The sequence below is a fragment of the Roseovarius sp. genome, from assembly GCF_040223625.1.
Lineage (GTDB): Bacteria > Pseudomonadota > Alphaproteobacteria > Rhodobacterales > Rhodobacteraceae > Roseovarius.
The window spans coordinates 44,466-69,400 of record NZ_JAVKFX010000049.1; the positions used below are offsets into that span (position 1 = coordinate 44,466).

The following is a 24,935-nucleotide window of genomic DNA, read 5'->3' on the forward strand; positions in this document are numbered from 1 at the left end:
GGGGCAGGGCAAATGACGGCAGACGAGACCGGCCGGGAGACGCGGCTTTTCATCACGATACTGGTGCTGACCATGGCGATGATGGTGATGAAGGCGGTGCTTGCGCCCGCCCCGCCCATCGACACGCTGGCCGTGTCGGACAATGACGACATCATGCGGTTCCTGTCGGTGCGCGCCCTGCTGGACGGTCAGGCGTGGTACGACATGACGCAATACCGGATGCTGCCGCCCGCCGGGCTTGACCTGCACTGGTCGCGCTATGTGGATGCGCCGATTGCCGCGTTGGTCTGGACGGCGGCGCAGGTGGTGCCGGTGGCACAGGCCGAGGCGTTCGCGCTGGTGGCGTGGCCGACGCTGCTGTTCCTGTTGCTGCTGCTGGCCACGGGGTTTGCGGCGCGGCGCGTGTTCGGCACGCAGGCGGCGATCGTGAGCATGATCGCCCTCGCCCTCTGGCCGCCGACGGGGCTGACCTATTTCGGGCCGGCGCGGATCGACCATCACAACGTGCAGATCCTGCTGACCTGCGTGGTGCTGATCACGCTGCTGGTGCCCGGGCGGCCGGTCCGGCTGGGGCTGGCCGGGGGGCTGGCGGCGGCGATGTCGCTGGCGGTGGGGCTGGAGATGCTGGTGACGCTGGCGCTGGCGGGCGTGGTGCTGCTGGTGCAGACGGTGCTGCGGCAGCCGGGCAAGGGCTGGCAACTGGTGGTCTTCGCGCTGGCGCTGTCGGTGGGGGCGGCGCTGCTCTTCGCGGGGCAGACGCCGCCGGTGGAATGGCCGTTGCCGAAATGCGACGAGCTGTCGCCGCCCTTCCTGGCACTGGCCGGGGTGGGTGCGCTGATCTGTATCGCGGCCGCGTTGATCTCGGGCTGGATGGGGAGCCTTGGCTTGCGGATCGTCGCGGTGCTGGGGGTCACAGCGATCGGGCTGGCGGTGGTCTACCCGCTGATCGCGCCCTGTTTCGGCGGGCCCTACGGCGACCTGCCGGCGGAGGTGCAGGCCCTCATATCGACCCGGATCACCGAGGCGCGCCCGGCCCTGCCGCCGCTTCTGGCCGGGGACGAGATGGCGTTCCGCTTCACCTTCCCGGCGGCGGCGGCGGTGGTGATCGCGACGCTGGTCTGGGGTGTCCGGGCCATGACGAAGCGCGACACGGCGCAGACCACGGGGCGGGTCGCCATCCTGCTGGCCTTCGGCTGGCTGGGGGTGGTGGCCTGCCTGTTCCAGATTCGGCTGGTGCTGATGGGGGCGGCGGCGGTGCCGTTCCTGATGGGCTATGCCATCGCCGCGCTTCTGCCGCGGCGCGAGGGCGGCGGGGTGCGGGCCGGGACGGCGGTGGCGCTGGCGCTGACCGTGGCGCTGACGCTGCTGTCGCCGACGCTGTTCACGCTGATCAGGTCGCAGGCGGCCCCGTCGGTCCCGGCGACTGGCGATGCCTCCCCGACGGCTGCGGGCAGCGCGGATGCGAGCGACTGCCGCACCGCCGATCTTGTCCGAAGCCTTGATGCGGCCCCGCCCGGGCTTGTCCTGACCTCCAGCAATTTCGGCCCGGTCCTGCTTCTGCTGACCGATCACACGGCGCTTGCGGGCCCCTATCATCGCAGCGCCGAGGCGGTGGCCAATGGCGCCCTGCCCTTCGACGGGGACGAGACGGCCTTGCGCAGCGCCCTGTCGCAGACCGGGGCGGATTACCTGCTGCTGTGCCGGGATGCGCAATATGGGGACGGGACGTCCTTTGCCACCGAACTGGCGCGGACAGGCGAGGCGCAGGGGCTCGAACCGGTCGAGGGGCCGGACCCGGCGCTGATCCTTCTCAAGGTGAACGAAGTCGAGGCAGGCTGACCCTGCCCCGCGCGCCCGATCAGAGCATCTTCACCACGTAGGCGCGGGAATAGAGGTCGGGCTCGCCCAGCATGAAGGGGCGGAAGGGTGGCGTGACCTGTGCCACCTCCCACACGCCGTCGGCGGTGAGCTTCTCCATCACCGGCGGAAAGCCCTGATCGACATAGGAATGTTCGAGCAGGTTGAAGACGCCGTAGCCGCCGGGGCGGGTGACGCGGGCGAGATGGGTCAGGGTCGAGGGCGGGGCGTGGCCCGGCCCGAAGGAGCCGACGCAGACGAAGCCCGCGAAATGATCGTCGGCATAGGGCAGGCTTTCGCCCATGTCGGCCTGCTCGAAGCCGGAATAGGCGCCGGTTTCGTTGGCCCGCGCCATCATGTCCTTGGAGATGTCGCAGCCGAAGACATGCATGTAGCCCATGACCATCAGCGTCTCGCCCACCAGCCCGGTGCCGCAGCCGGCGTCGAGGATCGGCCCCCTGGTGCGGCCGACATGGCTGGCCAGAAGCCCCGCGCCGAGGGCCGGCAGGCGGAAGCCCTTGGCCAGGTTGTCGGCGTCGTAGCTGCCCGACCAGTCGTCGTAGAGCGTGCGGGCCTCATCGGGGGACTTGGCGCCATAGACGCCATCGAGATCCTCGCTTTTCATTCGCAGTTCCTCCTTGGCTTTCAGGGTCGACGGCCGAGGCGCGCGCTCAGGCGCGGGCGTTGTCGATGAAGGCGCGCATGCGCTCGGCATCCTTGACGCCGGGCGCGCTTTCCACGCCCGAGGCGACATCGACCTGCCGCGCGCCGGTGAGCCGGATGGCCTCGGCCACGTTTTCGGGGGTCAGACCGCCGGCCAGCATCCACGGCACGGGCCAGCGGCGGCCGGCGATCAGCTTCCAGTCGAAGGCCACGGCGTTGCCGCCGGGCCGGTCGGCCCCTTTCGGCGGCTTGGCATCGACGAGGATCTGGTCGGCGACCTTGCCGTAGAAGTCGATCTGGGTCACGTCCTCGGGGCCGGAAATGCCCACCACCTTGATCACCGGCAGGCCGTAGCGGGCCTTGACCTCGGCCACGCGGGCCGGGGTTTCCTTGCCGTGAAGCTGCAGGAAATCGAGCGGGACCGATTGGGTCAGGAGGTCAAGCGTGGTGTCATCGGCATCGACGGTGAGCCCAACCTTGCCCACGCCCACGGGCACCGAGGCGGCCATGAAGGCCGCGGCCTCGAGGTCGATGTAGCGGGGGGATTTCGGGAAGAAGTTGAAGCCGAGATAGGACGCCCCCGCCACGATCGCGGCGGGAATGTCGGCGGGGTCGGTGAGCCCGCAAATCTTGACCCTGGTGTCTGACGGCATGCCAGCGTCTTAGCTGGCTTCGTCCAGAAGTGCCAGCACTTCGTCCTTGCCCTGGTGGCGTTCGCCCTTGAGGCGCCGGACCTCGGCCTTGAGCCGCTCCATCTCGCGCGCCTGGCGGGCGGCGGCGGCGCGTTCGCCGGCCTCGCGGATCCATTCCCAGATGAAGCCGATGATCAGGCCGGCCAGCACCCCGCCGAACATGACGAGGAAGAGCGGCATGTCATAGGCCGGGTTCAGCGCGGCAAGATGGGCCAGTTCGGTCGGCAGCACCTGGACCGTCACCACCTCGCGGTTGGCGAGCGCAATGAGGATCAGGGCGATCGCGAAGATCGCGATCGAGGCGTAGCGGATGTATCGCATCAGGCCTTCCCGTTCAGGCGGTCACGCAGCAGCTTGCCGGTCTTGAAGAACGGCACGTGCTTTTCCTCGACATGCACCGACTCGCCGGTGCGCGGATTGCGGCCGGTGCGCGACTCGCGCTTCTTCACCGAGAAGGCGCCGAAGCCGCGCAATTCGACCCGGTTGCCCTGTGCCATCGCATCGGTGATTTCGTTGAAGATCGTGTTCACGATGCGCTCGACATCGCGCTGGTATAAATGCGGGTTCTCGTCGGCAATCTTCTGAATCAATTCCGATCGGATCATCGGCAGTCTCCCCGGGCTTGGCTTGGCTTGCGCAGTCCTGATTTTGGTAAACTATAGATAGAAATCGGAAAAATCGGAATAGTCTCACACGCATCCTTTGGGAAGAATTCCGCCGTTTCGGGGGGCCAATGCATGGATTTTCGGCCCGGAAACGACATTTCGCCCGGAAGCGACATGCCGCGCCGCAGAGAAGGCGCGCGGAAAAAACCATTGATTCGGTTGAGAAAACCCGGCCCGGGGCGCCCCATTTTTGCCATGTTTGGCAAACCGCTTGGCCGACCCGGCGGATGGTACGGCGGCGTACAGGTTGCCCCCCCAGAACGGAAAGCGGCCCCGCCAGAACCTGACGGGGCCGCCTGACCATCCTCCTTGCGGAAGACGGGATTACTTGTCGTCGTCGCCCTTCAGCGCGGCGCCGAGGATGTCGCCCAGCGAGGCGCCCGAGTCGGAGCTGCCATACTGTTCGACCGCTTCCTTCTCTTCGGCGATCTCGCGCGCCTTAATCGAGAGGCCAAGGCGGCGGGTCTTGCTGTCGATGTTGGTGACGCGCACGTCGACCTTGTTACCGACCGAGAAACGCTCGGGGCGCTGTTCGGAGCGGTCACGCGACAGATCGGAGCGGCGGATGAAGGATTTCATGCCTTCGTATTCCACCTCGATGCCGCCATCCTCGATCGAGGTGACCTCGACCGTGATGATCGAGCCGCGCTTCACGCCGCCCACGGCCTCGGCGAACTTGTCGCCGCCCAGGGCCTTGATCGAGAGCGAGATACGCTCCTTCTCGACATCGACTTCTGAGACCACGGCCTTGACGACATCGCCCTTGCGGTAGTTCTGGATGGCGTCTTCGCCACGCTCGTCCCAGCTGAGGTCGGAGAGGTGGACCATCCCGTCGATCTCGCCCGGCAGGCCGATGAAGAGACCGAATTCGGTGATGTTCTTGACCTCGCCCTCGACCTCGGTGCCTTCGGGGTGGGTTTCCGCGAAGACTTCCCAGGGGTTGCGCATGGTCTGCTTGAGGCCGAGCGACACGCGGCGTTTCGCCTGGTCGATCTCGAGCACCATGACCTCGACCTCTTGGCTGGTCGAGACAATCTTGCCGGGATGCACGTTCTTCTTGGTCCAGGACATTTCCGAGACGTGGACTAGACCTTCTACACCCGGCTCCAGCTCGACGAACGCGCCGTAGTCGGTGATGTTGGTCACGCGGCCGGTATGGACCGATTCCAGCGGGTACTTGGCAGCCACCATATCCCACGGATCTTCCTGCAGCTGTTTCATGCCGAGGCTGATGCGGTGGGTTTCCTTGTTGATCTTGATGACCTGAACCTTGACGGTCTCGCCGATCGACAGGATCTCGGAGGGGTGGTTGACGCGGCGCCAGGCCATGTCGGTGACGTGCAGCAGGCCGTCGACACCGCCGAGATCGACGAAGGCGCCGTATTCGGTGATGTTCTTGACCACGCCGTCGACGGCATCGCCCTCGGAGAGCTTGCCGATGACCTCGGCGCGCTGTTCGGCGCGGCTTTCCTCGAGGATGGCGCGGCGCGAGACGACGATGTTGCCGCGGCGGCGATCCATCTTGAGGATCTGGAAGGGCTGCTTGAGGCCCATCAGCGGGCCAGCATCGCGCACGGGGCGCACGTCGACCTGGCTGCCGGGCAGGAAGGCCACGGCGCCGCCGAGATCGACGGTGAAGCCGCCCTTGACGCGGCCGAAGATCGCGCCTTCGACGCGGGCGTCGTCGGCATAGGCTTTTTCCAGGCGATCCCAGGCTTCCTCGCGGCGGGCCATCTCGCGGCTGACGACCGCTTCGCCGCGGGCGTTCTCGGCCGCGCGGAGATAGACCTCGACCTCGTCTCCGACGGAGATTTCGGGCGTTTCACCGGGATTTGCGAATTCTTTCAGGTCAACGCGGCCTTCCATCTTGTAGCCGACGTCGACGATGGCCTGGCCCGCTTCGATCGCGATCACCTTGCCTTTGACGACAGAGCCCTCTTCGGGGGTGTCCATTTCGAAGCTTTCATTGAGGAGGGCTTCGAATTCCTCCATCGATGTGTTTTGAGCCATGTGGCGTTCGGTTCCTTTTACGTCTTCGATTTTTCCGGCCGCGCGGTTGTCTCCGCCGGTCTTGGGTGGGTTCGTTGGTCAGCGGGCTGCAAACGAAAGAGGGCCGGTGTTCCCGACCCTGCTCGACCTCTTCTTATCATTTGCGGCGTTGCCCGCCTTGTCGACACCGCGCTCTATAGAGGTGGCGGCGGAGGGAATCAAGGGGTAACCGCGGGCGCGCCCGTGCGGGGGGCTCAGGTTAACGCTTCCTTAACGATGGTGATCGCGGCGGCGACGGCGGCGTCGATATCCATCTCGGAGGTATCCAGCGTCACCGCGTCTTCGGCCGGTTTCAGCGGGGCGGCGGCGCGGGCGCTGTCGCGGGCGTCGCGGGTGCGCAGGTCGGCCAGGACGCTGTCGTAATCGGTATCGTGACCAGTCCCCAGCAATTCCTTAAGGCGCCGTTCGGCGCGGATGTCATCCGTGGCGGTGACGAAGAGCTTCACCTGTGCGTCGGGGCAGATCACGGTGCCGATATCGCGCCCGTCGAGCACCGCGCCGCCCTCGCGCCGGGCGAAGGCGCGCTGGAAATCCACCAGGGCGCGGCGCACTTCGGGGATGGCGGCGACACGGCTGGCGGCCTGGGCCACGTCGGGCGTGCGCAGGTCACCCGCTTCGAGGTCGGCGGCCTGAAGCTGTTCGGCGGCCGTCACCGGGTCGGTGCCGTCGAGCGTGCGGCGGCCGGTGGCCCGGTAGAGCAGGCCGGTGTCGAGATGCGCGAAGCCGAAATGCGCGGCCACCGCCTTGGAGATCGTGCCCTTGCCGGCCGCGGCCGGCCCGTCGATTGCCACAGTGAACGCCATCGCCCTGCCCCTTGTCCGAGTCCCGAAGTGGTAGAAGATCACGCGCCGGGGCTCAAGCCGTTGGATGGGAGATGTCAGGGGGAGTGCTGGAGCGGGTAACGGGAATCGAACCCGTAACTTAAGCTTGGGAAGCTCGCGTGATACCTTTTCACCATACCCGCTTTGCAGGATGGACAGGTATGAAATCGCCGGGGTGCGGTCAAGGGGTTTCGGATTGCGCAGGGCCGTTGCGTGAGGGTTTCGGCAAGGGTTAACGGGCAAGGGAAACGGGGCGTACCGGCTTTCCGGCGAGAATCACCGTTAAGGGGCTGATTAACGGCGGAAATCCGGTGTCGGTATCGCGTCGGTATAACGTCGGTATTTTGTCGGTGTTTTTTTCCGAAAGGGGCCGGGTTAAGGGGGCGTGCGGTAGTGTTGCGCCGCGCATCGGCGGGCCGCGGTGCGGCGATCCGACGGGGGTGGTGGGCAGTTTATGGCTGCCAAGTCAGGGGGACATAGCGACGATGCACTGCCTTCTGCAAAATCGCCGTGCCGGGGGGCGGCACGCCGATGCGCGGCAGCGCGCCCAAGGGCGCGCTGCTGTTTCGCGCGGGATAGCCGAAAGGCCCCTACCCCCGCCGCCGGCGTCGGCGGCCTTCCCCGCCGGCATCGCCGCCGCCGAGGTTGAAGCTGACCTGGGGCAAGGGGGCGATCTTTTTCAGCTCGGGGAACGGGTCGGTCTTGTGGGGGATGGCGTTGGCCGCGACGAAGTGATCCTGGAACTTCGGTTCGATGGCGGTTTCGACCTTGGTGATCTGGCGGACGACGCGCTCGATCTCGGCCCGGGCGCCGATGTTGCAGAGCGCGATACGCGCGCCGGTGCCGGCGGCGTTGCCGGCGGAGGTGACCTTGTCGAGCGGCACATCGGGGATCATGCCGAGGACCATGGCGTGTTTCGGCGAGATATGCGCGCCGAAGGCCCCGGCGAGCACCACGCGGTCGACCTTGTCGACGCCGCGCTGGTCCATCAGCAGGCGGGCGCCGGCATAGAGCGCCGACTTGGCAAGCTGGATGGCGCGGATGTCGCCTTGCGTGACGGTGATGCGCGGGCCGCCCTCGGCGGTGGCGTCGTGGATCAGGTAGGAATGGGTGCGGCCTTCGGGGACGGAGCGTTCGGTGCCGGTCATGGCGGCGGAGCCGATCAGGCCCGACTCGTCCATCAGCCCGGCCATGCGCAGTTCCGCCACCGCCTCGATGATGCCCGAGCCGCAGATGCCGGTGATGCCGGTGACGGCGGTTTCCTCGGCGAAGCCGTCCTCGTCCGACCACTTGTCGCAGCCGATGACGCGGAAGCGGGGTTCCTTGGTTTCGGGGTCGATGCGGATCGCCTCGATGGCGCCCGGCGCGGCGCGCTGGCCGGAGGAGATCTGCGCGCCCTCGAAGGCCGGGCCGGTGGGGGAGGAGCAGGCGAGCACGCGGGTCTTGTCGCCCAGGAGGATCTCGGCATTGGTGCCGACGTCGACGATGAGCGCGAGGTCTTCGGATCTGCCGGGCTCTTCCGAGAGCGCCACGGCGGCACAGTCGGCGCCCACGTGGCCGGCGATGCAGGGCAGGATATAGGTCCGGGCGCGGGGGTTGATGACGGTGAGGTCGAGGTCGCGGGCCTCGAGCGTCATGCTGTCGGAGGTGGCGAGCGCGAAGGGCGCCTGCCCCAACTCGACCGGGTCGATGCCGAGGAGCAGGTGGTGCATGACCGGGTTGCAGACGAAGACCGTCTCGAAGATGAGATGCGGCTCTATTTCCGCTTCCCTGGCAATCTCGCCGGCGAGCGTGTTGATGGCGTCGCGCACCGCCTTGGTCATTTCCTTGTCGCCGCCGGGGTTCATCATGGAATAGGAGACGCGGCTCATCAGGTCTTCGCCGAAGCGGATCTGGGGGTTCATGATGCCGGAGCTTGCCTTGACCTCGCCCGTCACGAGGTCGGTCAGGTGGGCGGCGATGGTGGTGGAACCGAGGTCGATGGCGAGGCCGTAGAGGCCGTGCTCGTGGAGGCCCGGCCAGATGTCGAGCACGCGGGCCACGTCATCCTGATGGGATTTGTGGAGCGCGACCGTGACCTGGAACTTGCCCTTGCGCAGGACGGGCTGAAGCTTGGACAGGAGGGTGACGTCGGCACGAATGGCCTCGATCCCCCATTCCTTTTTCAGGGCGCGGGCGAGGCGTTCGAGATCGCCGGTGGGCTCGTGCATGTCCGGCTCTTCCACGTCGACGAGGTAGAGGCGGGTGGCCGGGTCCATCTCGATCACGCGGGCGGAGGCGGCCTTGCGCACGACCTGCTTGTGTACCTGGCTTTCGGGGGGCACGTCGATCACCACGTCGCGCAGGATCTGGGCCTGGCAGCCGAGGCGGCGGCCGGCTTTCAACCCGCGCTTCTGGTCGTAGCGCTCCTCGACCTTGTTCCATTCGGAAAGGGCGTCGTCGGCCACGGCGATGCCGTGCTTGGAGAATTCGCCATAGCCCGGCGTGATCTGGCATTTGGAGCAGATGCCGCGGCCGCCGCAAACCGAGTCGAGATCGACGCCCAGCTGCCGGGCGGCGGTCAGGACCGGGGTGCCCGCGGGGAACCGGCCGCGCTTGCCGGAGGGGGTGAAGACGACGAGGGGATCGGTGGTCATTGCGGTGCGGGCCTTGTGGCGAAAGGTGAGTTTGTGGCGCACCATAGACGGTTCGTTTTGCGGGGGAAGGCTGCAACCGGCAGAATCTTGTCCGGGGGCGTCATCGGGGGGGGGCGACGGGGTATGGGGGCCAGCCCCCGACGTTGAAATCCTTTGGGATTTCAACGCCTCCCCCGGGATATTTCTGGCCAGAAGAAGCGTGGGGTGGTGATGGGCCTCAGTCGCGGCGGATATTTGCGCCGAGCGTGGTCATCAGCGGCTCGAACACCGGAAAGGAGGTGGCGATGGGGGCGCCGTCGTCGATGCTGACCGGTTTCTGCGTGGCGAGGCCGAGGATGAGGAAGGACATGGCGATGCGGTGGTCGAGATGGCTTGCGCAGGTGGCGCCGCCGGGGACGTTGCCGTGGCCGAGGCCGGTGACCGTCCACCAGTCTTCGCCCTCGTCCACGGTGATGCCGCAGGCGCGCAGGCCGGTGGCCATGGCGTCGATCCGGTCGCTTTCCTTGACGCGGAGTTCCTTGACGCCGCGCATTTCGGTGGTGCCTTGGGCGAAGGCGGCGACGACCGACAGGACCGGGTATTCGTCGATCATGCTGGCGGCGCGGTCGGGGGGGACGGAGATGCCCTTGAGGTTGGGCGAGAAACGGGCGCGGAGGTCGGCCACGGGCTCGCCGCCTTCCTCGCGCTGGTTCTCGTAGGTGAGATCGGCGCCCATCTCGCGCAGGGTGGTGAAGAGGCCGGCGCGGGTGGGGTTGAGGCCGATATTGGGCACGAGGATGTCGGAGCCCTCGGTGATCAGTGCGGCGCAGACCGGGAAGGCCGCGGAGCTGGGGTCGCGCGGGACGGCGATGGTCTGGGGTTTGAGTTCGGGCTGGCCTTGCAGGGTGATGATGCGGCCCTCGTTGGTGACCTCGGTCGCGATGGTGGCGCCGAAGCCGGCGAGCATGCGTTCGGAATGGTCGCGGGTGGCCTCGCGTTCGATGACCACGGTTTCGCCCGGCGCATTGAGGCCGGCGAGCAGCACGGCGGATTTCACCTGTGCCGAGGGCACGGGCACCTCGTAGCGCACCGGAAGGGGCGCGCGCGCGCCGACGATGGTCATGGGCAGGCGGCCGCCGGAGCGGCCGACGGCCTGTGCCCCGAAGAGGGCGAGCGGGTCGGTGACGCGGGCCATGGGGCGCTTGTTGAGGCTGGCATCGCCGGTGAAGGTGGCAGTGATCGGCGAGGTGGCCATGGCGCCCATGATCAGCCGCACGCCGGTGCCGGAATTGCCGCAGTCGATGACCTGGTCGGGCTCGGCGAAGCCACCGGTGCCGACGCCGTGGACATGCCATGTGCCGTCACCGTCGCGGGTGATCTCGGCCCCCATGGCACGCATGGCCTTGGCGGTGTCGAGCACGTCTTCGCCTTCGAGAAGGCCGGTGATGGTGGTCTCCCCCACCGCCAGCGCGCCGAGGATGAGGGAACGGTGGGAGATCGACTTGTCGCCGGGGATGGCGGCTTCGCCCGAAAGGCCGGTGGAGGCGTGGGAGGTCATCGGTGTAGGGGTGCCGTGGCCGGACATGGGCTGTGCCTTTCGTGAACGGGTCGGCCTGCCTGATAGCGCAAGCATCGGGTGGGGTAAATCCGTGTTCAGCCGCGGGCGAGCGGCAGCGTGGCGCAGCGGAAGGCGCCGCCGGTGGAGGGGACGGCGTTAAAGGGAAGCTCGTCGACCCGGTAGCCGGCGGCGCGGAGGGCGGCGTTGACGCGGGCGCAGGCCGGGTGGTCGCGGGCGACCAGGTGATCGGGGGCGAGGGAGAGGACGTTGGTGGAGAGGGCGGCGGCCTCGTCCCGGGTGACCTCGATCCAGTCATAGTGGTGGCGCATGGCGGCGGGGATGGTGTCGAGCCCGGCAGGGTAGATGAGGGCGTGGCCGAGGCCCAGCGGCTGGAAGGCGCAATCGAGGTGGAGCACGTCTTCGCCCTGCGACAGGGGCCGGGTGGGGACCGGGTGGACGGAGTAGATGTCGCCGAATTCCCGGCGCAGGAAGGCCGCGCCTTCGGGGTCGCTGCGCTGGCCGACGCCCACGAAGATGTCGGGGCCGGCGACGATCACGTCGCCGCCTTCGAGGGTGAGGCCGCCGGGCACGGAAAGGCGGGGGCCGGTGAAGCTGGCGAGGAGGCGGTCGAGCCCGCGGATCTCCTCGGTCCGGCTGGCGTTGCGCATGGCGGCGGTGACGAAGGTGTCGCCGATGACGAAGCCGATGTCGCGGGGGCAGGTCTGATCCTGCACGGTTTCCGGGGCGAGGTCGGGGATGTGGACGGTGACGCCCGACCCTTCCAGCGCGGTGCGGAAGGTGGTGAACTCGGCCACGACCTGCGCTTCGGTGGGATGGCCGTGCCGGGCGAGCGTGTGCCGGTGGGTTTCGTTCACCACCTCGACGCGGGCGCCGTCGCGGTGATAGCCGGCACCGCGCCCCATCACCACGTGGCGAAGGGGCGCAAATTCATCCGCGATGTGGAAATGCCGCAAGCGCCTCAGCCTGCCGCGGTGATCAGGAACTCGACCTTGAGCTCGGGGTGGGCGAGCTTTGCCTCGCCGCAGGCGCGGGCGGGGGCATGACCCTCGGGGATCCAGGCATCCCAGACCTCGTTCATCTCGGCGAAATCGGCCATGTCGGCGAGCCAGATCGTGCATTGCAGGATGCGGGTGGTGTTGGAGCCGGCCTCGGCCAGCAGTTTCTCGACCTTGGAGAGGCAGGAGCGGGTCTGGTCGGCGACGCTGTCGCCCTTTTCGCCGACCTGCCCGGCCAGGTAGATGGTGCCGTTATGGGTGACGATCTGGCTCATGCGCTGGCCGGTGTGGTGGCGGGTGATGTCGGACATGGGGGTTCCTTCTTCGGTATCTGGGCCGGGTGGCGGAGGGCCGAGTTGGCGATTGCATCCGGCCGCGCGATCGGCATAAGGCGGGGCATGGCCAAGCTCTATTTCCACTACTCGACGATGAACGCGGGCAAGTCAACGCTGCTTCTGCAGGCGGCGCATAACTACCAGGAGCGGGGGATGGGGACGTTCCTGATGACCGCGCGGGTGGATGACCGGGCGGGCGAGGCGACCATCGCCTCGCGCATCGGGATCGGCCAGCGGGCGGCGGTGTTCGGGCCGGAGACGGACCTGTTCGAGACGTTGCGCGCGCGGCTGGACGAGGGGCCTGTGGCCTGTGCCTTCATCGACGAGGCGCAGTTCCTGACCAAGCCCCAGGTGTGGCAGCTGGCCCGGGCGGTGGACGACCTTGGCGTGCCGGTGATGTGCTATGGCTTGCGGGTGGATTTCCGGGGGGAGCTGTTTCCGGGCTCGGCCGCGCTTCTGGCGCTGGCCGACGAGATGCGCGAGGTGCGCACGATATGTCATTGCGGGAAGAAGGCGACGATGGTGGCGCGGCAGGATGCCGGGGGACGGGTGCTGACCGAGGGCGAGCAGGTGCAGATCGGGGGGAACGAGACCTATGTGAGCCTGTGCCGCCGGCATTGGCGCGAGGCGGTGGGCGACCGGGGTTAGCGGGAACCGGTGGTGGCCCTTGCACGTTGGTTTTGCGTGAAAGGAGAACCGTCATGGACCGTCTGGCCATCTATCTTGCCGTTCTGGCCGGTGCCTGTGTCGCAGGGGCCGCGTTGATCGGGGCGTTCACGCTGGGATATTATTCCTTCTGGGCTTTCCTTGTCTGCGGGGTGATCGGCCTGGTCACCGCCTATCCGCTGGGGTTCTGGATCTCGCGCGCCATCAAGCGGGACGACCCGAGCTTCAACCACCGCAAGCCGCGGCAGTCGGACGGGATCCTGCCCGATCCGAAGGCGCCGGAGATTTAAGCCCGGGGTTGGCTCAGGCCCGCTCGACCAGGACCGAGCCGACCGAGTACCCTGCCCCGAAGGAGCAGATCAGCCCGGCATCGCCGGGCTGGAGGTCGTCGGAATATTTCGAAAACGCGATGATCGAGCCCGCCGAGGAGGTGTTGGCGTAGTCCTGCAGGATGTTGGGCTGTTCTTCCGGGTCGGGCGTGCGGCCCATGACCTTCTTGCCGATGAAATCGTTCATCGTCTTGTTGGCCTGGTGCAGCCAGAGGCGTTTTAGCTGGTCGGCGGCGACGCCCTCCTCGGCCATATGGTCGGCGATGTGTTTCGAAACCAGCGGCAGCACCTCCTTGAACACCTTGCGCCCCTCCTGAACGAAGAGCATGTCGCGGCGGTCCTCCATGTGCCCCTCGCGGGTGCGGCGGAGGAAGCCGTTGTTGTTGCGGATGTTGTTGGAGAATTGCGTGGCGCAGCGGGTGGAATGGACGAGGAAATGGGGGCCTTTCGCGTCTTCGGCACGTTCCAGCACCATGGCGGTGCAGACATCGCCGAAGATGAAGTGACAGTCGCGGTCGCGCCATTCGAGGTGGCCGGAGCAGATTTCCGGGCTGACGACGATGGCGCAACGGACGGAACCGGCGCGGATCATGTCGGCGGCCGCCTGGATGCCGAAGGTGGCCGAGGAGCAGGCGACGTTCATGTCGAAGGCGAAGCCGCCGGCGCCGAGGAGTTGCTGGATCTCGATGGCGATGGCCGGATAGGGCCGCTCGTGGTTGGAGGCGGCGCAAATGATGAGGTCGACCTCCTCCGCCGTGCGGCCCGATTGGGCCAGCGCCTTGCCGCAGGCGTCGAGCGCCATTTCGGCCATGATCCCCGGCTCCTCGTTCGAGCGGGGGCGGAGGTGGGGGTGCATCACGTCGGGGTCGAGGATGCCGGTCTTGTCCATCACGTAGCGCTGTTCGATGCCGGAGGCCGAGAAGATGAAGCCGGTGGAGGATGGCGGCTTTGGCTCGACCTCGCCCGCCGAGATCGCCTCGGCATTCTCGGCGTTGAACTTGTCGGCATAGGCGTTGAAGGCGTCGACCAGTTCGGCGTTGGTGATGGTCTGGTCGGGGGTGAAGACCCCGGTGCCCGTGATGGCAGGTTTGAACATTGTGGCTCTCATCAGGTGTGCCGCCCAGATCAACGTAGGAGCGACCCGAGGTCAAGCGGAACCGGCGGAGGGCCGCCGTAACGCCGGGTCAGTTGACGAGGTTGGGCGGGGTATCCCCGTTGAGCGCGGCCACGAGGTTGTCGACGGCGAGGAAGCCCATCCGCTCGCGCACTTCCAGCGCGGCGGTGCCGAGATGCGGCAGGAGGGCCACGTTCTCCATCCTGGTCAGCGGCGCGGGCACGTCCGGTTCGTTCTCGTAGACATCGAGCCCGGCGCCGCCGATCCGGCCGGTCTGCAGCGCCTCGATCAGCGCGTCCTCGTCGACCACGTCGCCGCGGGCGATATTGATGAAGCGGGCGTGGGGTTGCATGGCGGCGAAGAGCTCCTCGCCGACAAGGTATTTGTTGTCGCCGCCGCCCGGCACGGCGGTCACGACGAAATCGGAAAGACCAGCCAGTTCTTGTAGGGTTTCAACCTGCCGGGCCTCGATATCCACCGATTTGGGCGATCTGTTGAAATAAACCACGTTCATCCCGAAGCCATAGTGACAGCGCCGGGCGATGGCCTGGCCGATGCGGCCCATGCCGATGATGCCGACGGTCTTGCCGGTGACGTGGAGGCCGAGGAGTTGCGTCGGGGTCCAGCCCGTCCACTTGCCGGCGCGCAGCAGGCGCTCGCCCTCGCCCGCGCGGCGGGCGGTCATCAGCATCAGCGTCAGCGCGATATCGGCGGTGGCGTCGGTGACGGCGCCGGGGGTGTTGGTGACCATCAGCCCCGCGGCGCGGGCGGCGGCCACGTCGATGTGGTTGTAGCCGACGCCGAAATTGGCCAGCACCTTGCAGCGGGAGCCTTCGGCCCCTTCGAAGGCCTCGGCCGTGAAGAAATCGCCCAGCGTGGGCAGGACGCCGTCATAGAGGGTGAGGGCCGCGCGCATCTGGCCCACTTTCAGCGGGCGCGTGTCTTCGCGGATCTCGACGTCGAAATGCTGTTCGGCGCGTTCGATGACCGCGTCGGGCAGGCGTGTGGTGAAGAGGACGCGCATCAGTGCATCCGCTCCCCTTCGGCGACTTCCTGGTCGGGGGCGATGAGGACGATGCCGCCCTCGGCGTCGGATGCGCCCAGCACCAGCACCTCGGACATGAAGGGGCCGATCTGGCGGGGCGGGAAGTTGACCACGCCCATGACCTGACGGCCGGTCAGGCTTTCGGGCGTGTAATGGGCGGTCAGCTGGGCCGAGGTCTTGCGCTCGCCGATCTCGGGGCCGAAATCGATCCACATCTTGATGGCGGGTTTGCGGGCCTCGGGGAAGGGTTCGGCGCGGATCACTCGACCCACGCGGATGTCGACCTTGAGGAAGTCGTCGAAGGTAATCTCGTCAGCCATTGCGGAGTTCTTTCGAGCGGTCGGTGGCGGCGGCCACGGTTTTCTTCATCAGCGGGGGGAGGCCGGTCTCCTCGTCCATCAGCACTTCGAGCCCGGCCTGGGTGGTGCCGTTGGGGCTGGTGACGTTGACGCGAAGCTGATCGGGGGTCTCCTCGGCCTCTTCGGCCAGTGCCCCGGCCCCGGCGACGGTGGCCTGGGCCAGTTGCATGGCGAGGGCGGGGGAGAGGCCTTGCGCCTCGCCCGCCCTGGCCAGGCATTCGATCATGTGGAAGACATAGGCCGGACCGGAGCCCGAGACGCCGGTGACGGCATCCATCTGGTCCTCGCTGTCGAGGCGGACCACCTGCCCCACCGCAGTCAGCAGCTCCTCGGCGGTGTCGAGATGGGCGGGCGTGGCGTGCGCGTTGCCGATGATGGCGGTGATGCCCCGGCCCACGGCGGCGGGCGTGTTGGGCATGGCGCGGATGATCGGGCTGTCATCGCCGAGCGCGGCCTCGAAGGCGGAAATCGGCGTGCCGGCAGCGACGGAGACGAAAAGCGTCTTGCCCCCGCCCATGGCGGCGATGGCGGGCAGCGCGTCGCCCATCATCTGGGGCTTCACGGCGATCAGCACGATGGCGGGCTGTTCCGGCAGGTCGCCGTTTAGCGTGACGCCGGTGGATTGCAGCCAGTCGGAGGGTTTCGGGTCGATCACCCAGACGCTTTGCGGCGGCAGTCCCCGCTTCAGCCAGCCTGCCAGCATGGCCGAGCCCATCTTGCCGCAACCCAGCAGCACCAGCCCGTTGCGGGCTACGTTGTCCGTGGTCATCCCCTGTCCCCCTTGCCAGTTCCGAACGGCGTGTCAGGGGCGAGTGTTACGCCCGCATCCCGGGGGATTCAATGGCGGGAAACGGGGCTGGGGCAACCCGGCAGGGGATTGCCCGCCGGGTGCGGTGTGTTGCCGTGTAATCAGGCGGTGCCGTAGGCCTCGGCGATGGCCACCTGCATGGCGTCGCGCGGGGTACGGTCACCCCAGACGACAAGCTGGAAGGCCGGGTAGAAACGCTCGGCGCTGAGGACGGCGGCGTTGATCAACGTGTCGACCTGTTCGGGGCAGACGCTGGGCGCGCCGGCCATGACGAGGCCGTAGCGGTAGACCATCAGCTTCTGCTCGGCCCAGTAGGTGAAGGCGCCGGCCCAGCACTGGTCGTTGACTTCGTTGAGGGTCTGGTAGAGCACCGGCAGCTTGTCTTCCGGCGGCTCCATCTCGAAGGTGCAGACCATGCGCAGGGTCTCGTCATAGGCGGACCATGCCAGCGTGACCGAATAGGTGCGCCACTGGCCCTCGACGGCCATGGCGATCTGATCGTCTCCGATCCGGTCGAAATCCCAGTCGTGATGCTCGGCGAGATGCTCGACGATGTCGATGGGGTGAAGATCTTCACTCAGAAACTGCTCGGATAATGCCATGCCGCCACCTCTTGTGAGTTGTAGCGCGGGGGCTTGGCAGCGCCCCAAGCGCTAGGTGCCTGCTCTAGAACGGGGGCTTATTCCCTCTGTCCCTACCATATATCGTGGCGAGTGGATTGCGGCCTGTAAAGCTATTTGTTGGGGATAACCTCAATAAGTTGTGGATGACGTCAAATCTTCATCAAGATGAGATGGGGGTGTCATGTGGGGGGATCGCTCCCGGCCACTGTAAGGTTTTCCCGCCCCGGGCCTGACCCGGGGCCTCCGGTCGAAGCGAGGTCCCGGCTCGGGGGCCGGGACGGGGGAGCTCACCCTTGCGGTGGGCAGTGCACCGGGAACCGGGGGGCAAGGCTGCCGGTTGGCTTGGAAAGAAAGGGGACTGGCATGGCACATGACGAGCTGTGGAAGATGGAGAAGAGCTTCTGGCTCGACGGGCCGGAATTCTATGGCCGCGCGATGGCGCCGGATGCGCGGATGGTGTTTCCCGATCCGGTGGGCATCCTTGCCGGGGACGAGATCGTCGAGGGGCTGAAACAGGCGCCGCGCTGGGCCGAGGTGCGGTTCGACGAGCGGGAGGCGACCGGGACGGGGGACACGGTGGTGCTGACCTACCGGGCGACGGGCAAGCGGGAGGGCGAGGCGGCTTACGTGGCGCTTTGCATGAGTGCCTATGTGAAGGGTGGCGACGGGTGGCGGTTGCTGGCGCATCAGCAGTCGCCGGTTTCCGGGTAGAGCGGGTGTGGTCTGGCACGGCGGGCGGCGCCCGTCCGGGGGTGGGCGCGCCGACGGGGGTGATCGTTGATTTATGGGACGGCCAGCCTCCGACGGTGGCTCTGCATGGTGCCGTGGCAGAAGCGCCCGCCCGTCACGCCGGAGGCGTGCCGCCTATACATGGCGCACCTTCGGTGCGACGCGGGCGGACGGGCGCTGCCCGGCGGCGAGCCTTTGGCTCGCCTTTGTTCCGGGCGGGGCCTGGTGCGGGAAAAAGGTGGGTTGGCACCCACCCTACGGCGTCGTCAGCGCGGCCCCGACGCCGCGCCGAGTGTGGCGGGTTGCGACAGTGGCGGGGCAATGCCCGCCCGACGCTTACTTCTCCAGCGCCTCGATCCGCGCCTTGAGCGCCTCATTCTCCTCACGGGCCTTCTGGGCCATGGCGCGGACGGCGTCGAATTCCTCGCGGGTCACGAAATCGCGGTCGGCGAGCCAGCGGTCGATCATCGATTTCATCGCCGTCTCGGCCTCTTCCCGCGCGCCCTGGGCCACGCCCATGGCGTTGGTCATGAGCTGCGAGATGTCGTCGAATACCTTGTTGCGGGTCTGCATGGGGATTGCTCCGGCGTTACATTTGAAATCTATATGGGCCGCAAAACCCCGCCGCGCAAGGTTGACTTCCCCGTTGACTTCCCCGTGGCGACAGAGGCAGAGAGACACAAATGCAGGCCGCCATCCAATTCCCCGATCTGTCGCCCGAGATCTTCACCCTGCCGATCTTCGGCATGGAATTCGCGCTGCGCTGGTACGCGATGGCCTATATCGTGGGCATCGTCATCGGCTGGCGGCTGGTGGTGGCGACGCTGCGCCGGCCGCACCTGTGGAAGAACGACACGCCGGTGATGCGGGAGAGCCAGGTCGAGGACCTGCTGACATGGGTGGTGCTGGGCGTCATCCTTGGCGGGCGGCTGGGCTACGTGCTGTTCTACAAGCCTGCCTATTTCGTTCAGAACCCGGCCGAGATCCTGATGCTGTGGCAAGGCGGCATGTCGTTCCATGGCGGGCTGTTGGGGGTGATCATCGCCTGCGTGGGCTTCTCGTGGCGGCAGCGGATTGCGTGGCTGTCGGTGGCGGACGTGCTGTGCATGGCGACGCCGGTGGGGTTGCTGCTGGGAAGGATCGCGAATTTCATCAATGCGGAATTGTGGGGCCGGCCGACCGACCTGCCGTGGGGGGTGATCTTTCCCGGCGAGATGGCGCAGTATTGTCCGGACGTGGTGGGCGCCTGTGCGCGGCATCCCTCGCAGCTTTACGAGGCGTTGCTGGAGGGGCTGATCCTCGGTGCCGTGCTGTTGTGGCTGGTGTTCCGGAAGGGCGCGCTGAAACGGGTGGGCACGGTGACGGGGGTGTTCTTCGCCGGCTACGGCCTGGCGCGGTTCCTGGTGGAGTTCGTGCGGCAGCCGGATGCGCAGTTCGTCTCGGAGGGCAACCCGCTGGGGCTGGCCCTCCACGTGGGCGGCTACGGGCTGACCATGGGGCAGATATTGTCGCTGCCGATGTTCGCGCTGGCCGCCTACCTGGTGATCCGGGCGCGCAGGCCGGCATGACCGCGCTGAAGGAGCTTCTTGTCAGCCAGATAAGGGCCAACGGGCCGATGACGATGGCGGAGTACATGGCCGCCTGCCTGATGCATCCCGAGCATGGCTATTACGCCACGCGCGATCCGCTGGGCGCGGCGGGCGATTTCACCACGGCGCCGGAGATGAGCCAGATGTTCGGCGAGTTGATCGGGCTTTCGCTGGCGCAGGCGTGGATGGACCAGGGGGCGCCGGAGGCGGTCGTGCTGGCCGAGCTGGGGCCGGGGCGCGGGACGCTGATGGCGGATGTGCTGCGGGCCACCAAGGGCGTGCCGGGGTTTCACGAGGCGGCGCGGGTGAACCTTGTCGAAACGTCGCCGGCGCTCAGGCAGGTGCAGGCGCAGACGGTCAAATGGCCGGGGATCGCGTGGCGAGAGAGCGTGGCCGACCTGCCGGAGCTGCCGCTTTTCGTGGTCGCGAACGAGTTCTTCGACGCCCTGCCCGTGCGGCAGGTGCAGCGCGAGGGCGAACGCTGGCGGGAACGGCTGGTCGGGCTCGAGGGCGAGGCGCTGGCGATCGGGCTGAGCGATCCGAAGGCGATGGCGCCGCTGGAGCACCGGCTGGAGGATACGCGCGACGGGGATATCGTGGAATTCTCGCCCATGGGCGAGAGCATCGCGGCCGAGATCGGCGGGCGGATCGCGAAACATGGCGGCGCCGCTCTGATCGTGGATTACGGCGACTGGCGGTCGCTGGGCGACACGTGGCAGGCGGTGAAGGGGCACGAGGCGATAGACCCGCTGGCCGAGCCGGGGGGGGCCGACCTGACCGCGCATGTGGATTTCGAGGCGCTGGCCCGCGCCGTGCCCTGCCGGTACAGCCGGCTGACGCCGCAGGGTGTGTTCCTCGAACGGCTGGGGATCACCGCGCGGGCGCAGGCGCTGGCCAAGGGGCTTGAGGGCGATCGGCTGGAAACCCACATTGCCGCGCATCGCCGCTTGACCCACCCGCATGAAATGGGGACGCTCTTCAAGGTAATGGCCCTGACCCCCGAAGGAGCGGCCCTGCCGCCCGGATTGGACACATGACGCTCGAGATCATCACCGCCGACGCCCTTGCCCCGCTGCGCCACGGGTTCTTTACCCGCAAGGGCGGGGCGTCGTCCGGCGTGTTCTCGGGGCTGAATTGCGGGATGGGGTCTTCCGATCAGGCCGACGTGGTGCGGATCAACCGGACGCGGGCGGCCGATGCGCTGGGGGTCGGGCCGGAGAACCTCGTGAACGTGCACCAGGTGCATTCGGCGCGGGTCGAGGTGGTGGAGGGGCCGCAGGAGGAGCGGCCCAAGGCCGACGGCATGGTGACTAAGGTGCCGGGGCTGGCGCTGGCGATCCTGACGGCCGATTGCCAGCCGGTGCTGTTCGCCGACCGGCAGGCGGGCGTGATCGGCGCGGCCCATGCGGGCTGGCGCGGGGCGCTGGACGGGGTGCTGGAAGAAACGGTGGAGCAGATGGAAGCGCTGGGTGCGACGCGCCGGAACATCGTCGCGGTGATCGGGCCGTCGATCAGCCAGCAGGCTTACGAGGTGGGCCCCGAGTTCCTTGACGACTTCATGGCCGACGACCCGGACAACCACCGCTTCTTCGCCAATGGCGAGGGCGACAGATACCTGTTCGACCTGCCCTCTTTCGGGCTGCACCGGTTGCGCAAGGCCGGCGTGGGCCACGCGGAATGGACGCGGCATTGCACCTATTCCGATGCCGGGCGGTTTTATTCCTACCGGCGGGCGACCCATGCGGGCGAGGCCGATTACGGGCGGCTGCTGGCGGCGATCCGGCTGTAATTGGGGCATGGCCGAGGCCAGGTATGCCCGATCCTGCCACAATCGCCACCGGACCGGCGCGGGGGCGGCTGGCGACCAGGGCAATTCCCGCAATGGTTTCAGGCATGTGGCCGGAATTGGGCAGGATTTCCCGATTTGGACCGCCCTGCCCGGCAAATGACCGACGAATCCCACACCCGCGTCAAATCGTGGCCGCAAACCCCGGCGATATTGCCGGCAACGGAACGAGGGACAGCGCAGCGTTCGCACCGCCGCACTCGCGGTCCGTCACAGTGAAAGGGTAAGGGACAATGAAGAAACGTTGGATGAAATCCGTCATCGAAACCAGCAAGCAGGCGACGCCGGCGCTGCCGTTCCAGCGCGGGATGCGCGCCACGGTGCTGCGCCGCGAGGGCCAGGGCCCCGCACCGGTCAAGGTCGTGCGCACCGCCTGAGCGACGCTGCCAATTGTGGCAAAGTTGCGCGATTCGCATTGGCCGGAAATGCCGAATTGTGGCGAAATCGTCGACACGTGACCGACAATCTTAACGAAGTTTAAGCGATTGTCGGCGAGCACATGACAGTGATTGGTCAAATTTGACTAAACTTGGGCAATTGCGCCAATTGTTTGTCATCGCAACGTGAATGGTAACAAGTCCTTCTGTCGTTGTCGGTGGGGGCCGACGCGGTTGAGACAACCTGATAAAGGTGACTCAATAATGGTATCCCCCTACGATTCCGCGCATTTTTCCGCGCGTTCCGGTAACAAGTCTTCTGCACATCGCGACCGCGGCACCGTTCCGCAGCAGGCCCGCAAGACGCTGGCGATGCGCAAGTACCGTATTTCCTCGCTCATGCCCGACGGGCAGGTCCGCGTTTCCGACCAGATCGGGCCGGCGATGCCGATCTTCGAATCCGCCTTCTCGGCCTTTGCGCACGGCACGCTGATCAATACCACGCAAGGCCAGGTCGCGGTCGAGGATCTCGAGCCGGGCATGAAGCTGCAGACTACCGACCAGGGGCCGATGCAGCTTTTGTGGGTGGGGTCGATGACGTTGATGCCGCGCTCGGACCAGCATCCCCATGGCAGCAGCCTGACCCGGATCATGGCCGACAGCTTCGGCTTCGGCCGGCCGCAGGCCGACATCATGGCCGGGCCCGGCGCGCGGTTCCTGCTGCGGCCCAGCGGCTATGCCGAGCGGTTCGGCAGCGAACGGACGCTGACGCCCGCCGGGCAGATGGTCGACGGGTACAACGCGATCGAGATCACCCCGCCGCGGCCGGTGACGGTGCATCACCTCTGCCTGCGGCGCCACGCGATCATTTCCGCCGGCGGGATGGAAGCCGAGAGCTATCACCCCGGCCCGGGTTTCGAGCGGAGCATGGGGCCGAACATGCTGAGCCTGTTCCTGTCCTTCTTCCCGCATATCAAGCAGCCGCGCGATTTCGGCCCGCTGGCGCAGGAACGGCTGCCGCTGAAGGGGATCGAGAACGCGGCCGAGATGGCCTGCCCTCACGACGTTTGCTGCCACAACCGAAACGGGGCGCGACGGGGGTCGCGCCCCGTTTCGTTTCTGTGGAGCGCCCGGGCGCGCGCCCGGCGGGCAATCGTTCAGAAACCGGCCCTTTCGGCGATGAGTCGGGCCAGACGCTCGGAATATTTGCGGGTCACGTGGTTGTGGTCGTAGACGACGAGGTCGCCCTCGGCGTCGACCGAGGTGCAGTGCGTGTCGCCGCAGAAAATCTCCGTCGGGTCGATGTAAAGGTCCGGCAGGTCGGCGAGGCCGCGCAGTTCGACACGCGTGGCAAGAAGCTCCGACGTTTCGATGGTCGGCACCTCCTGAATGCCGAGGCGCAGGTTCTGCAGCAGGTAAACCGCCACATTCTCTGCGAAGACGGGGCCCTGTTCGAGGAATATGACGCGCAGGTTCGCGGCGTGCAGGCGGGCGACCGCCTCGGCCATCTTGTCGCGGACGGCGGCGTAGGAGGGTTCCCCGCCGTCGATGGTGACGTTGCCTGCGCTGGCGGCGCCGATGATGTTGCCGGTGATCACCACGTCGGTGATGCCCGGCAGCGCGTCGATCTGATCGAGAATGACCTGATGGGTGTCGCCGTTGCAGCGGCGCGCGTAGCTGTTGGCGAGGCCGGGCACCGGCGGGCAGCCATTGGCCACGAAGGCGACGCCGCGCAGGCCCCTGTCACGCGCCATGCGTTCCATCCCCGTCAGCAGGGCACCGGCGAGGCTGTCGCCCCAGAGCACCAGTGTCGGGTCCGTTTGCGGATCGCCGAACTCGCAGCGTTGCACGCCGAAGCGATCCTGGTCGCCGCAGTCCATCCGAAGCTCGCGCCGCTCGACATAGCGCAGCAGGTCCGCGTCGGCGTTTTCCAGCGCCCAGCGGTAGGAGGGCACCGTCTCGGGCCGCTTGTCAACCTGCATGTAGATCAGCACCGCCGCCCCGACCGAGACCACGGCGGAGCCCACCATCGACCAGGCCACCGCCCTGGTCGGCAGGCGGCGGCGGAATGGTTGTTCGACCAGGCGATAACCTACATAGGCCAGCGCGAAGGAGAGCCCGATCAGCAGCCAGACATTCTGGTCGAACGCGATGCGGCCGAAGCGGTGCTGGACCAGCGCGAAGACCGGCTGATGCCAGAGATAGGTGCCATAGGAGATCAGCCCGATCCCCACCAGCGGCCGCAGGCTGAGGAGGCGCTGCACGACGCCGCCGTCACGGGCGAAAAGGATCACCAGCACCGTGCCGACGGTCGGTGGGAGGGCGCTCAGGCCGGGGAACCGGGTGCCGTCGTCATAGACCAGGATTGCGAAGGCGATCAGCGCGATGCCCGAGGCCGCCAGCCCGTCGCACAGGACCGGTCGGAGCCGGGGGGCGCCAGATGTCCTCAGGTAGAGCGCGGCCAGCGCACCGAGGAGCAGTTCCCACGCGCGGGTGGGCAGAAGGAAGAAGACCGCGGCCCGGTCGAGCGACAACGCCCATTCGGCCAGCACGAGGCTGGCGATCGTCAGCGTCACCAGGATCGGGATCACCGAACGGCGCCAGATCAGCATCATCAGGAGGGGAAACAGGATGTAGTATTGTTCCTCGACCGCGAGGCTCCAGGTGTGCAGGAGCGGCTGAAGCTCGGCGCTGGTCTCGAAATAGCCTGTCCGGCTCCAGAAGAAGAAATTCGAGGTAAAGGTGGCGACGGAGAGGACGCTGTAGGTGAAGGTCTCGAGGTCGCGCGGCATGAGCCAGAACCACGCGAAGGGCAGGCTGACGAGGACGACGAGGAAAAGCGCCGGCAGGATGCGCCGCGCGCGCCGCTCGTAGAAGCGCCGGAGCGAGAAACGGCCACTGTCGATCTCGTCGGCGATGATCGTGGTGATGAGGTAGCCGCTGATCACGAAAAAGACGTCGACGCCGACATAGCCGCCGCCGAACGCGGTGAAACCCGCGTGGTAAAGCACCACCGGCACCACGGCCAACGCCCTGAGACCGTCGATTTCAGCCCTGTACCTGATGGAATGCCCCCGGCTTGCCGTCGCGACGATAAAAAACCCGCTGATCGCGCATTTAGCAAGGTGAATAGTGGCTTCCGGCCAAGCGCGGCCGAATTGTCGCGGGCCGTGCCCCGG

The 24,935-nt window shown here is 67.1% G+C and carries 26 protein-coding genes and 1 tRNA gene; 9 read left to right on the forward strand and 18 right to left on the reverse strand.

Going from position 1 to position 24,935, the window contains the following annotated elements; translation table 11 throughout:
- Positions 1-12 precede the first annotated feature (12 nt).
- Positions 13-1,839, forward strand: a complete 1,827-nt coding sequence (locus RLN94_RS15115) for a hypothetical protein (protein ID WP_350124447.1) — start codon at positions 13-15, stop codon at positions 1,837-1,839.
- Between the two features lie 19 nt (positions 1,840-1,858).
- Here the strand turns inward: RLN94_RS15115 and RLN94_RS15120 are convergent, their stop codons facing one another.
- The 11 genes from RLN94_RS15120 to RLN94_RS15170 all read right to left on the reverse strand — a co-directional run bounded on the left by RLN94_RS15120 (position 1,859) and on the right by RLN94_RS15170 (position 12,247).
- Positions 1,859-2,482 carry a class I SAM-dependent DNA methyltransferase gene (locus RLN94_RS15120; RefSeq protein ID WP_350124444.1) on the reverse strand — a complete coding sequence of 208 codons (624 nt, stop codon included), beginning with the start codon at positions 2,480-2,482 and terminating at the stop codon, positions 1,859-1,861.
- Between the two features lie 46 nt (positions 2,483-2,528).
- Entirely contained in the window at positions 2,529-3,173 is a 645-nt protein-coding gene (locus RLN94_RS15125) for a phosphoribosylanthranilate isomerase (RefSeq protein WP_350124441.1), read from the reverse strand.
- Between the two features lie 9 nt (positions 3,174-3,182).
- Entirely contained in the window at positions 3,183-3,533 is a 351-nt protein-coding gene (locus RLN94_RS15130; protein ID WP_350127485.1) for a lipopolysaccharide assembly protein LapA domain-containing protein, read from the reverse strand.
- Positions 3,533-3,817, reverse strand: coding sequence for an integration host factor subunit beta (ihfB, locus tag RLN94_RS15135; protein WP_057817845.1), 285 nt, complete (start codon positions 3,815-3,817; stop codon positions 3,533-3,535). The genes RLN94_RS15130 and ihfB overlap by 1 nt, the downstream gene beginning before the upstream one ends.
- Positions 3,818-4,201: 384 nt before the next feature.
- A complete protein-coding gene (gene rpsA / locus RLN94_RS15140; RefSeq protein WP_350159086.1) occupies positions 4,202-5,887 on the reverse strand; it encodes a 30S ribosomal protein S1 in 1,686 nt (561 codons plus the stop codon).
- Between the two features lie 233 nt (positions 5,888-6,120).
- On the reverse strand, positions 6,121-6,729 hold the full coding sequence (locus RLN94_RS15145) for a (d)CMP kinase (protein ID WP_350129916.1): 609 nt from the start codon (positions 6,727-6,729) through the stop codon (positions 6,121-6,123).
- An 87-nt stretch (positions 6,730-6,816) separates the two neighbouring features.
- A tRNA-Gly gene (locus tag RLN94_RS15150) sits at positions 6,817-6,890 on the reverse strand.
- A 447-nt stretch (positions 6,891-7,337) separates the two neighbouring features.
- Complete coding sequence (locus tag RLN94_RS15155; protein ID WP_350129913.1) at positions 7,338-9,383, reverse strand: ASKHA domain-containing protein; 2,046 nt, start codon at positions 9,381-9,383, stop codon at positions 7,338-7,340.
- Between the two features lie 217 nt (positions 9,384-9,600).
- Positions 9,601-10,947 (reverse strand): 3-phosphoshikimate 1-carboxyvinyltransferase, encoded by a 1,347-nt coding sequence (gene aroA, locus RLN94_RS15160; protein WP_350129910.1) that lies wholly within the window; start codon positions 10,945-10,947, stop codon positions 9,601-9,603.
- Positions 10,948-11,015: 68 nt separating this feature from the next.
- On the reverse strand, positions 11,016-11,894 hold the full coding sequence (locus RLN94_RS15165) for a dimethylarginine dimethylaminohydrolase family protein (protein WP_350158631.1): 879 nt from the start codon (positions 11,892-11,894) through the stop codon (positions 11,016-11,018).
- A 5-nt stretch (positions 11,895-11,899) separates the two neighbouring features.
- Positions 11,900-12,247, reverse strand: a complete 348-nt coding sequence (locus tag RLN94_RS15170) for a RidA family protein (protein ID WP_350129904.1) — start codon at positions 12,245-12,247, stop codon at positions 11,900-11,902.
- 87 nt (positions 12,248-12,334) lie between these two features.
- On the opposite strand from RLN94_RS15170, the gene RLN94_RS15175 reads away from it, so the two are divergent.
- A complete protein-coding gene (locus tag RLN94_RS15175; RefSeq protein ID WP_350129925.1) occupies positions 12,335-12,919 on the forward strand; it encodes a thymidine kinase in 585 nt (194 codons plus the stop codon).
- A gap of 53 nt (positions 12,920-12,972) precedes the next feature.
- The gene (locus tag RLN94_RS15180; RefSeq protein WP_350129901.1) at positions 12,973-13,227 is read left to right on the forward strand and encodes a hypothetical protein; all 255 of its coding nucleotides are present in this window, start codon (positions 12,973-12,975) and stop codon (positions 13,225-13,227) included.
- A 13-nt stretch (positions 13,228-13,240) separates the two neighbouring features.
- On the opposite strand, the gene RLN94_RS15185 is transcribed toward RLN94_RS15180, so the two are convergent.
- From RLN94_RS15185 to RLN94_RS15205, 5 genes are all read right to left on the reverse strand, one after another.
- The gene (locus RLN94_RS15185) at positions 13,241-14,362 is read right to left on the reverse strand and encodes a beta-ketoacyl-ACP synthase III (protein ID WP_350129898.1); all 1,122 of its coding nucleotides are present in this window, start codon (positions 14,360-14,362) and stop codon (positions 13,241-13,243) included.
- 88 nt (positions 14,363-14,450) lie between these two features.
- Positions 14,451-15,404, reverse strand: coding sequence for a 2-hydroxyacid dehydrogenase (locus RLN94_RS15190; RefSeq protein ID WP_350129895.1), 954 nt, complete (start codon positions 15,402-15,404; stop codon positions 14,451-14,453).
- The gene (locus RLN94_RS15195) at positions 15,404-15,745 is read right to left on the reverse strand and encodes a tRNA-binding protein (RefSeq protein WP_350129892.1); all 342 of its coding nucleotides are present in this window, start codon (positions 15,743-15,745) and stop codon (positions 15,404-15,406) included. Before RLN94_RS15195 ends, RLN94_RS15190 begins: the two co-directional genes overlap by 1 nt.
- The gene (gene proC / locus RLN94_RS15200) at positions 15,738-16,553 is read right to left on the reverse strand and encodes a pyrroline-5-carboxylate reductase (RefSeq protein WP_350129889.1); all 816 of its coding nucleotides are present in this window, start codon (positions 16,551-16,553) and stop codon (positions 15,738-15,740) included. Before proC ends, RLN94_RS15195 begins: the two co-directional genes overlap by 8 nt.
- A 140-nt stretch (positions 16,554-16,693) precedes the next feature.
- Positions 16,694-17,194, reverse strand: a complete 501-nt coding sequence (locus RLN94_RS15205) for a type III secretion system chaperone family protein (protein ID WP_300895084.1) — start codon at positions 17,192-17,194, stop codon at positions 16,694-16,696.
- A gap of 384 nt (positions 17,195-17,578) precedes the next feature.
- Between RLN94_RS15205 and RLN94_RS15210 the strand changes: the two genes are divergently transcribed.
- The gene (locus tag RLN94_RS15210; RefSeq protein ID WP_350129885.1) at positions 17,579-17,926 is read left to right on the forward strand and encodes a nuclear transport factor 2 family protein; all 348 of its coding nucleotides are present in this window, start codon (positions 17,579-17,581) and stop codon (positions 17,924-17,926) included.
- A 354-nt stretch (positions 17,927-18,280) separates the two neighbouring features.
- On the opposite strand, the gene RLN94_RS15215 is transcribed toward RLN94_RS15210, so the two are convergent.
- The gene (locus tag RLN94_RS15215) at positions 18,281-18,517 is read right to left on the reverse strand and encodes an accessory factor UbiK family protein (protein ID WP_057817815.1); all 237 of its coding nucleotides are present in this window, start codon (positions 18,515-18,517) and stop codon (positions 18,281-18,283) included.
- 110 nt (positions 18,518-18,627) lie between these two features.
- Between RLN94_RS15215 and lgt the strand changes: the two genes are divergently transcribed.
- The 5 genes from lgt (at position 18,628) to RLN94_RS15240 (ending at position 22,989) form a co-directional block, all read left to right on the forward strand.
- Positions 18,628-19,512: a prolipoprotein diacylglyceryl transferase gene (gene lgt / locus RLN94_RS15220; RefSeq protein WP_350129880.1), complete on the forward strand. Its 885-nt coding sequence runs from the start codon at positions 18,628-18,630 to the stop codon at positions 19,510-19,512.
- A complete protein-coding gene (locus tag RLN94_RS15225; protein WP_350129875.1) occupies positions 19,509-20,570 on the forward strand; it encodes a class I SAM-dependent methyltransferase in 1,062 nt (353 codons plus the stop codon). Before lgt ends, RLN94_RS15225 begins: the two co-directional genes overlap by 4 nt.
- Positions 20,567-21,322, forward strand: a complete 756-nt coding sequence (gene pgeF / locus RLN94_RS15230; RefSeq protein WP_350129872.1) for a peptidoglycan editing factor PgeF — start codon at positions 20,567-20,569, stop codon at positions 21,320-21,322. Before RLN94_RS15225 ends, pgeF begins: the two co-directional genes overlap by 4 nt.
- Before the next feature lie 290 nt (positions 21,323-21,612).
- Entirely contained in the window at positions 21,613-21,756 is a 144-nt protein-coding gene (locus tag RLN94_RS15235; RefSeq protein ID WP_350129869.1) for a hypothetical protein, read from the forward strand.
- A gap of 264 nt (positions 21,757-22,020) precedes the next feature.
- The gene (locus tag RLN94_RS15240) at positions 22,021-22,989 is read left to right on the forward strand and encodes a Hint domain-containing protein (protein ID WP_350169201.1); all 969 of its coding nucleotides are present in this window, start codon (positions 22,021-22,023) and stop codon (positions 22,987-22,989) included.
- Here the strand turns inward: RLN94_RS15240 and RLN94_RS15245 are convergent.
- Positions 22,914-24,887 carry an acyltransferase family protein gene (locus RLN94_RS15245; protein ID WP_350169222.1) on the reverse strand — a complete coding sequence of 658 codons (1,974 nt, stop codon included), beginning with the start codon at positions 24,885-24,887 and terminating at the stop codon, positions 22,914-22,916. The two genes, RLN94_RS15240 and RLN94_RS15245, sit on opposite strands and share 76 nt — an antisense overlap.
- Positions 24,888-24,935 lie beyond the last annotated feature (48 nt).

What these genes read in the sequence shown, in the direction of transcription:
- RLN94_RS15115 (WP_350124447.1), top strand. Translation starts at nt 13, where the DNA reads ATGACGGCAGACGAGACCGGCCGGGAGACGCGGCTTTTCATCACGATA.
- RLN94_RS15120 (WP_350124444.1), bottom strand. Translation starts at nt 2,482, where the DNA reads ATGAAAAGCGAGGATCTCGATGGCGTCTATGGCGCCAAGTCCCCCGAT.
- RLN94_RS15125 (WP_350124441.1), bottom strand. Translation starts at nt 3,173, where the DNA reads ATGCCGTCAGACACCAGGGTCAAGATTTGCGGGCTCACCGACCCCGCC.
- RLN94_RS15130 (WP_350127485.1), bottom strand. Translation starts at nt 3,533, where the DNA reads ATGCGATACATCCGCTACGCCTCGATCGCGATCTTCGCGATCGCCCTG.
- ihfB (WP_057817845.1), bottom strand. Translation starts at nt 3,817, where the DNA reads ATGATCCGATCGGAATTGATTCAGAAGATTGCCGACGAGAACCCGCAT.
- rpsA (WP_350159086.1), bottom strand. Translation starts at nt 5,887, where the DNA reads ATGGCTCAAAACACATCGATGGAGGAATTCGAAGCCCTCCTCAATGAA.
- RLN94_RS15145 (WP_350129916.1), bottom strand. Translation starts at nt 6,729, where the DNA reads ATGGCGTTCACTGTGGCAATCGACGGGCCGGCCGCGGCCGGCAAGGGC.
- RLN94_RS15155 (WP_350129913.1), bottom strand. Translation starts at nt 9,383, where the DNA reads ATGACCACCGATCCCCTCGTCGTCTTCACCCCCTCCGGCAAGCGCGGC.
- aroA (WP_350129910.1), bottom strand. Translation starts at nt 10,947, where the DNA reads ATGTCCGGCCACGGCACCCCTACACCGATGACCTCCCACGCCTCCACC.
- RLN94_RS15170 (WP_350129904.1), bottom strand. Translation starts at nt 12,247, where the DNA reads ATGTCCGACATCACCCGCCACCACACCGGCCAGCGCATGAGCCAGATC.
- RLN94_RS15175 (WP_350129925.1), top strand. Translation starts at nt 12,335, where the DNA reads ATGGCCAAGCTCTATTTCCACTACTCGACGATGAACGCGGGCAAGTCA.
- RLN94_RS15180 (WP_350129901.1), top strand. Translation starts at nt 12,973, where the DNA reads ATGGACCGTCTGGCCATCTATCTTGCCGTTCTGGCCGGTGCCTGTGTC.
- RLN94_RS15185 (WP_350129898.1), bottom strand. Translation starts at nt 14,362, where the DNA reads ATGTTCAAACCTGCCATCACGGGCACCGGGGTCTTCACCCCCGACCAG.
- RLN94_RS15190 (WP_350129895.1), bottom strand. Translation starts at nt 15,404, where the DNA reads ATGCGCGTCCTCTTCACCACACGCCTGCCCGACGCGGTCATCGAACGC.
- RLN94_RS15195 (WP_350129892.1), bottom strand. Translation starts at nt 15,745, where the DNA reads ATGGCTGACGAGATTACCTTCGACGACTTCCTCAAGGTCGACATCCGC.
- proC (WP_350129889.1), bottom strand. Translation starts at nt 16,553, where the DNA reads ATGACCACGGACAACGTAGCCCGCAACGGGCTGGTGCTGCTGGGTTGC.
- RLN94_RS15205 (WP_300895084.1), bottom strand. Translation starts at nt 17,194, where the DNA reads ATGGCATTATCCGAGCAGTTTCTGAGTGAAGATCTTCACCCCATCGAC.
- RLN94_RS15210 (WP_350129885.1), top strand. Translation starts at nt 17,579, where the DNA reads ATGGCACATGACGAGCTGTGGAAGATGGAGAAGAGCTTCTGGCTCGAC.
- RLN94_RS15215 (WP_057817815.1), bottom strand. Translation starts at nt 18,517, where the DNA reads ATGCAGACCCGCAACAAGGTATTCGACGACATCTCGCAGCTCATGACC.
- lgt (WP_350129880.1), top strand. Translation starts at nt 18,628, where the DNA reads ATGCAGGCCGCCATCCAATTCCCCGATCTGTCGCCCGAGATCTTCACC.
- RLN94_RS15225 (WP_350129875.1), top strand. Translation starts at nt 19,509, where the DNA reads ATGACCGCGCTGAAGGAGCTTCTTGTCAGCCAGATAAGGGCCAACGGG.
- pgeF (WP_350129872.1), top strand. Translation starts at nt 20,567, where the DNA reads ATGACGCTCGAGATCATCACCGCCGACGCCCTTGCCCCGCTGCGCCAC.
- RLN94_RS15235 (WP_350129869.1), top strand. Translation starts at nt 21,613, where the DNA reads ATGAAGAAACGTTGGATGAAATCCGTCATCGAAACCAGCAAGCAGGCG.
- RLN94_RS15240 (WP_350169201.1), top strand. Translation starts at nt 22,021, where the DNA reads ATGGTATCCCCCTACGATTCCGCGCATTTTTCCGCGCGTTCCGGTAAC.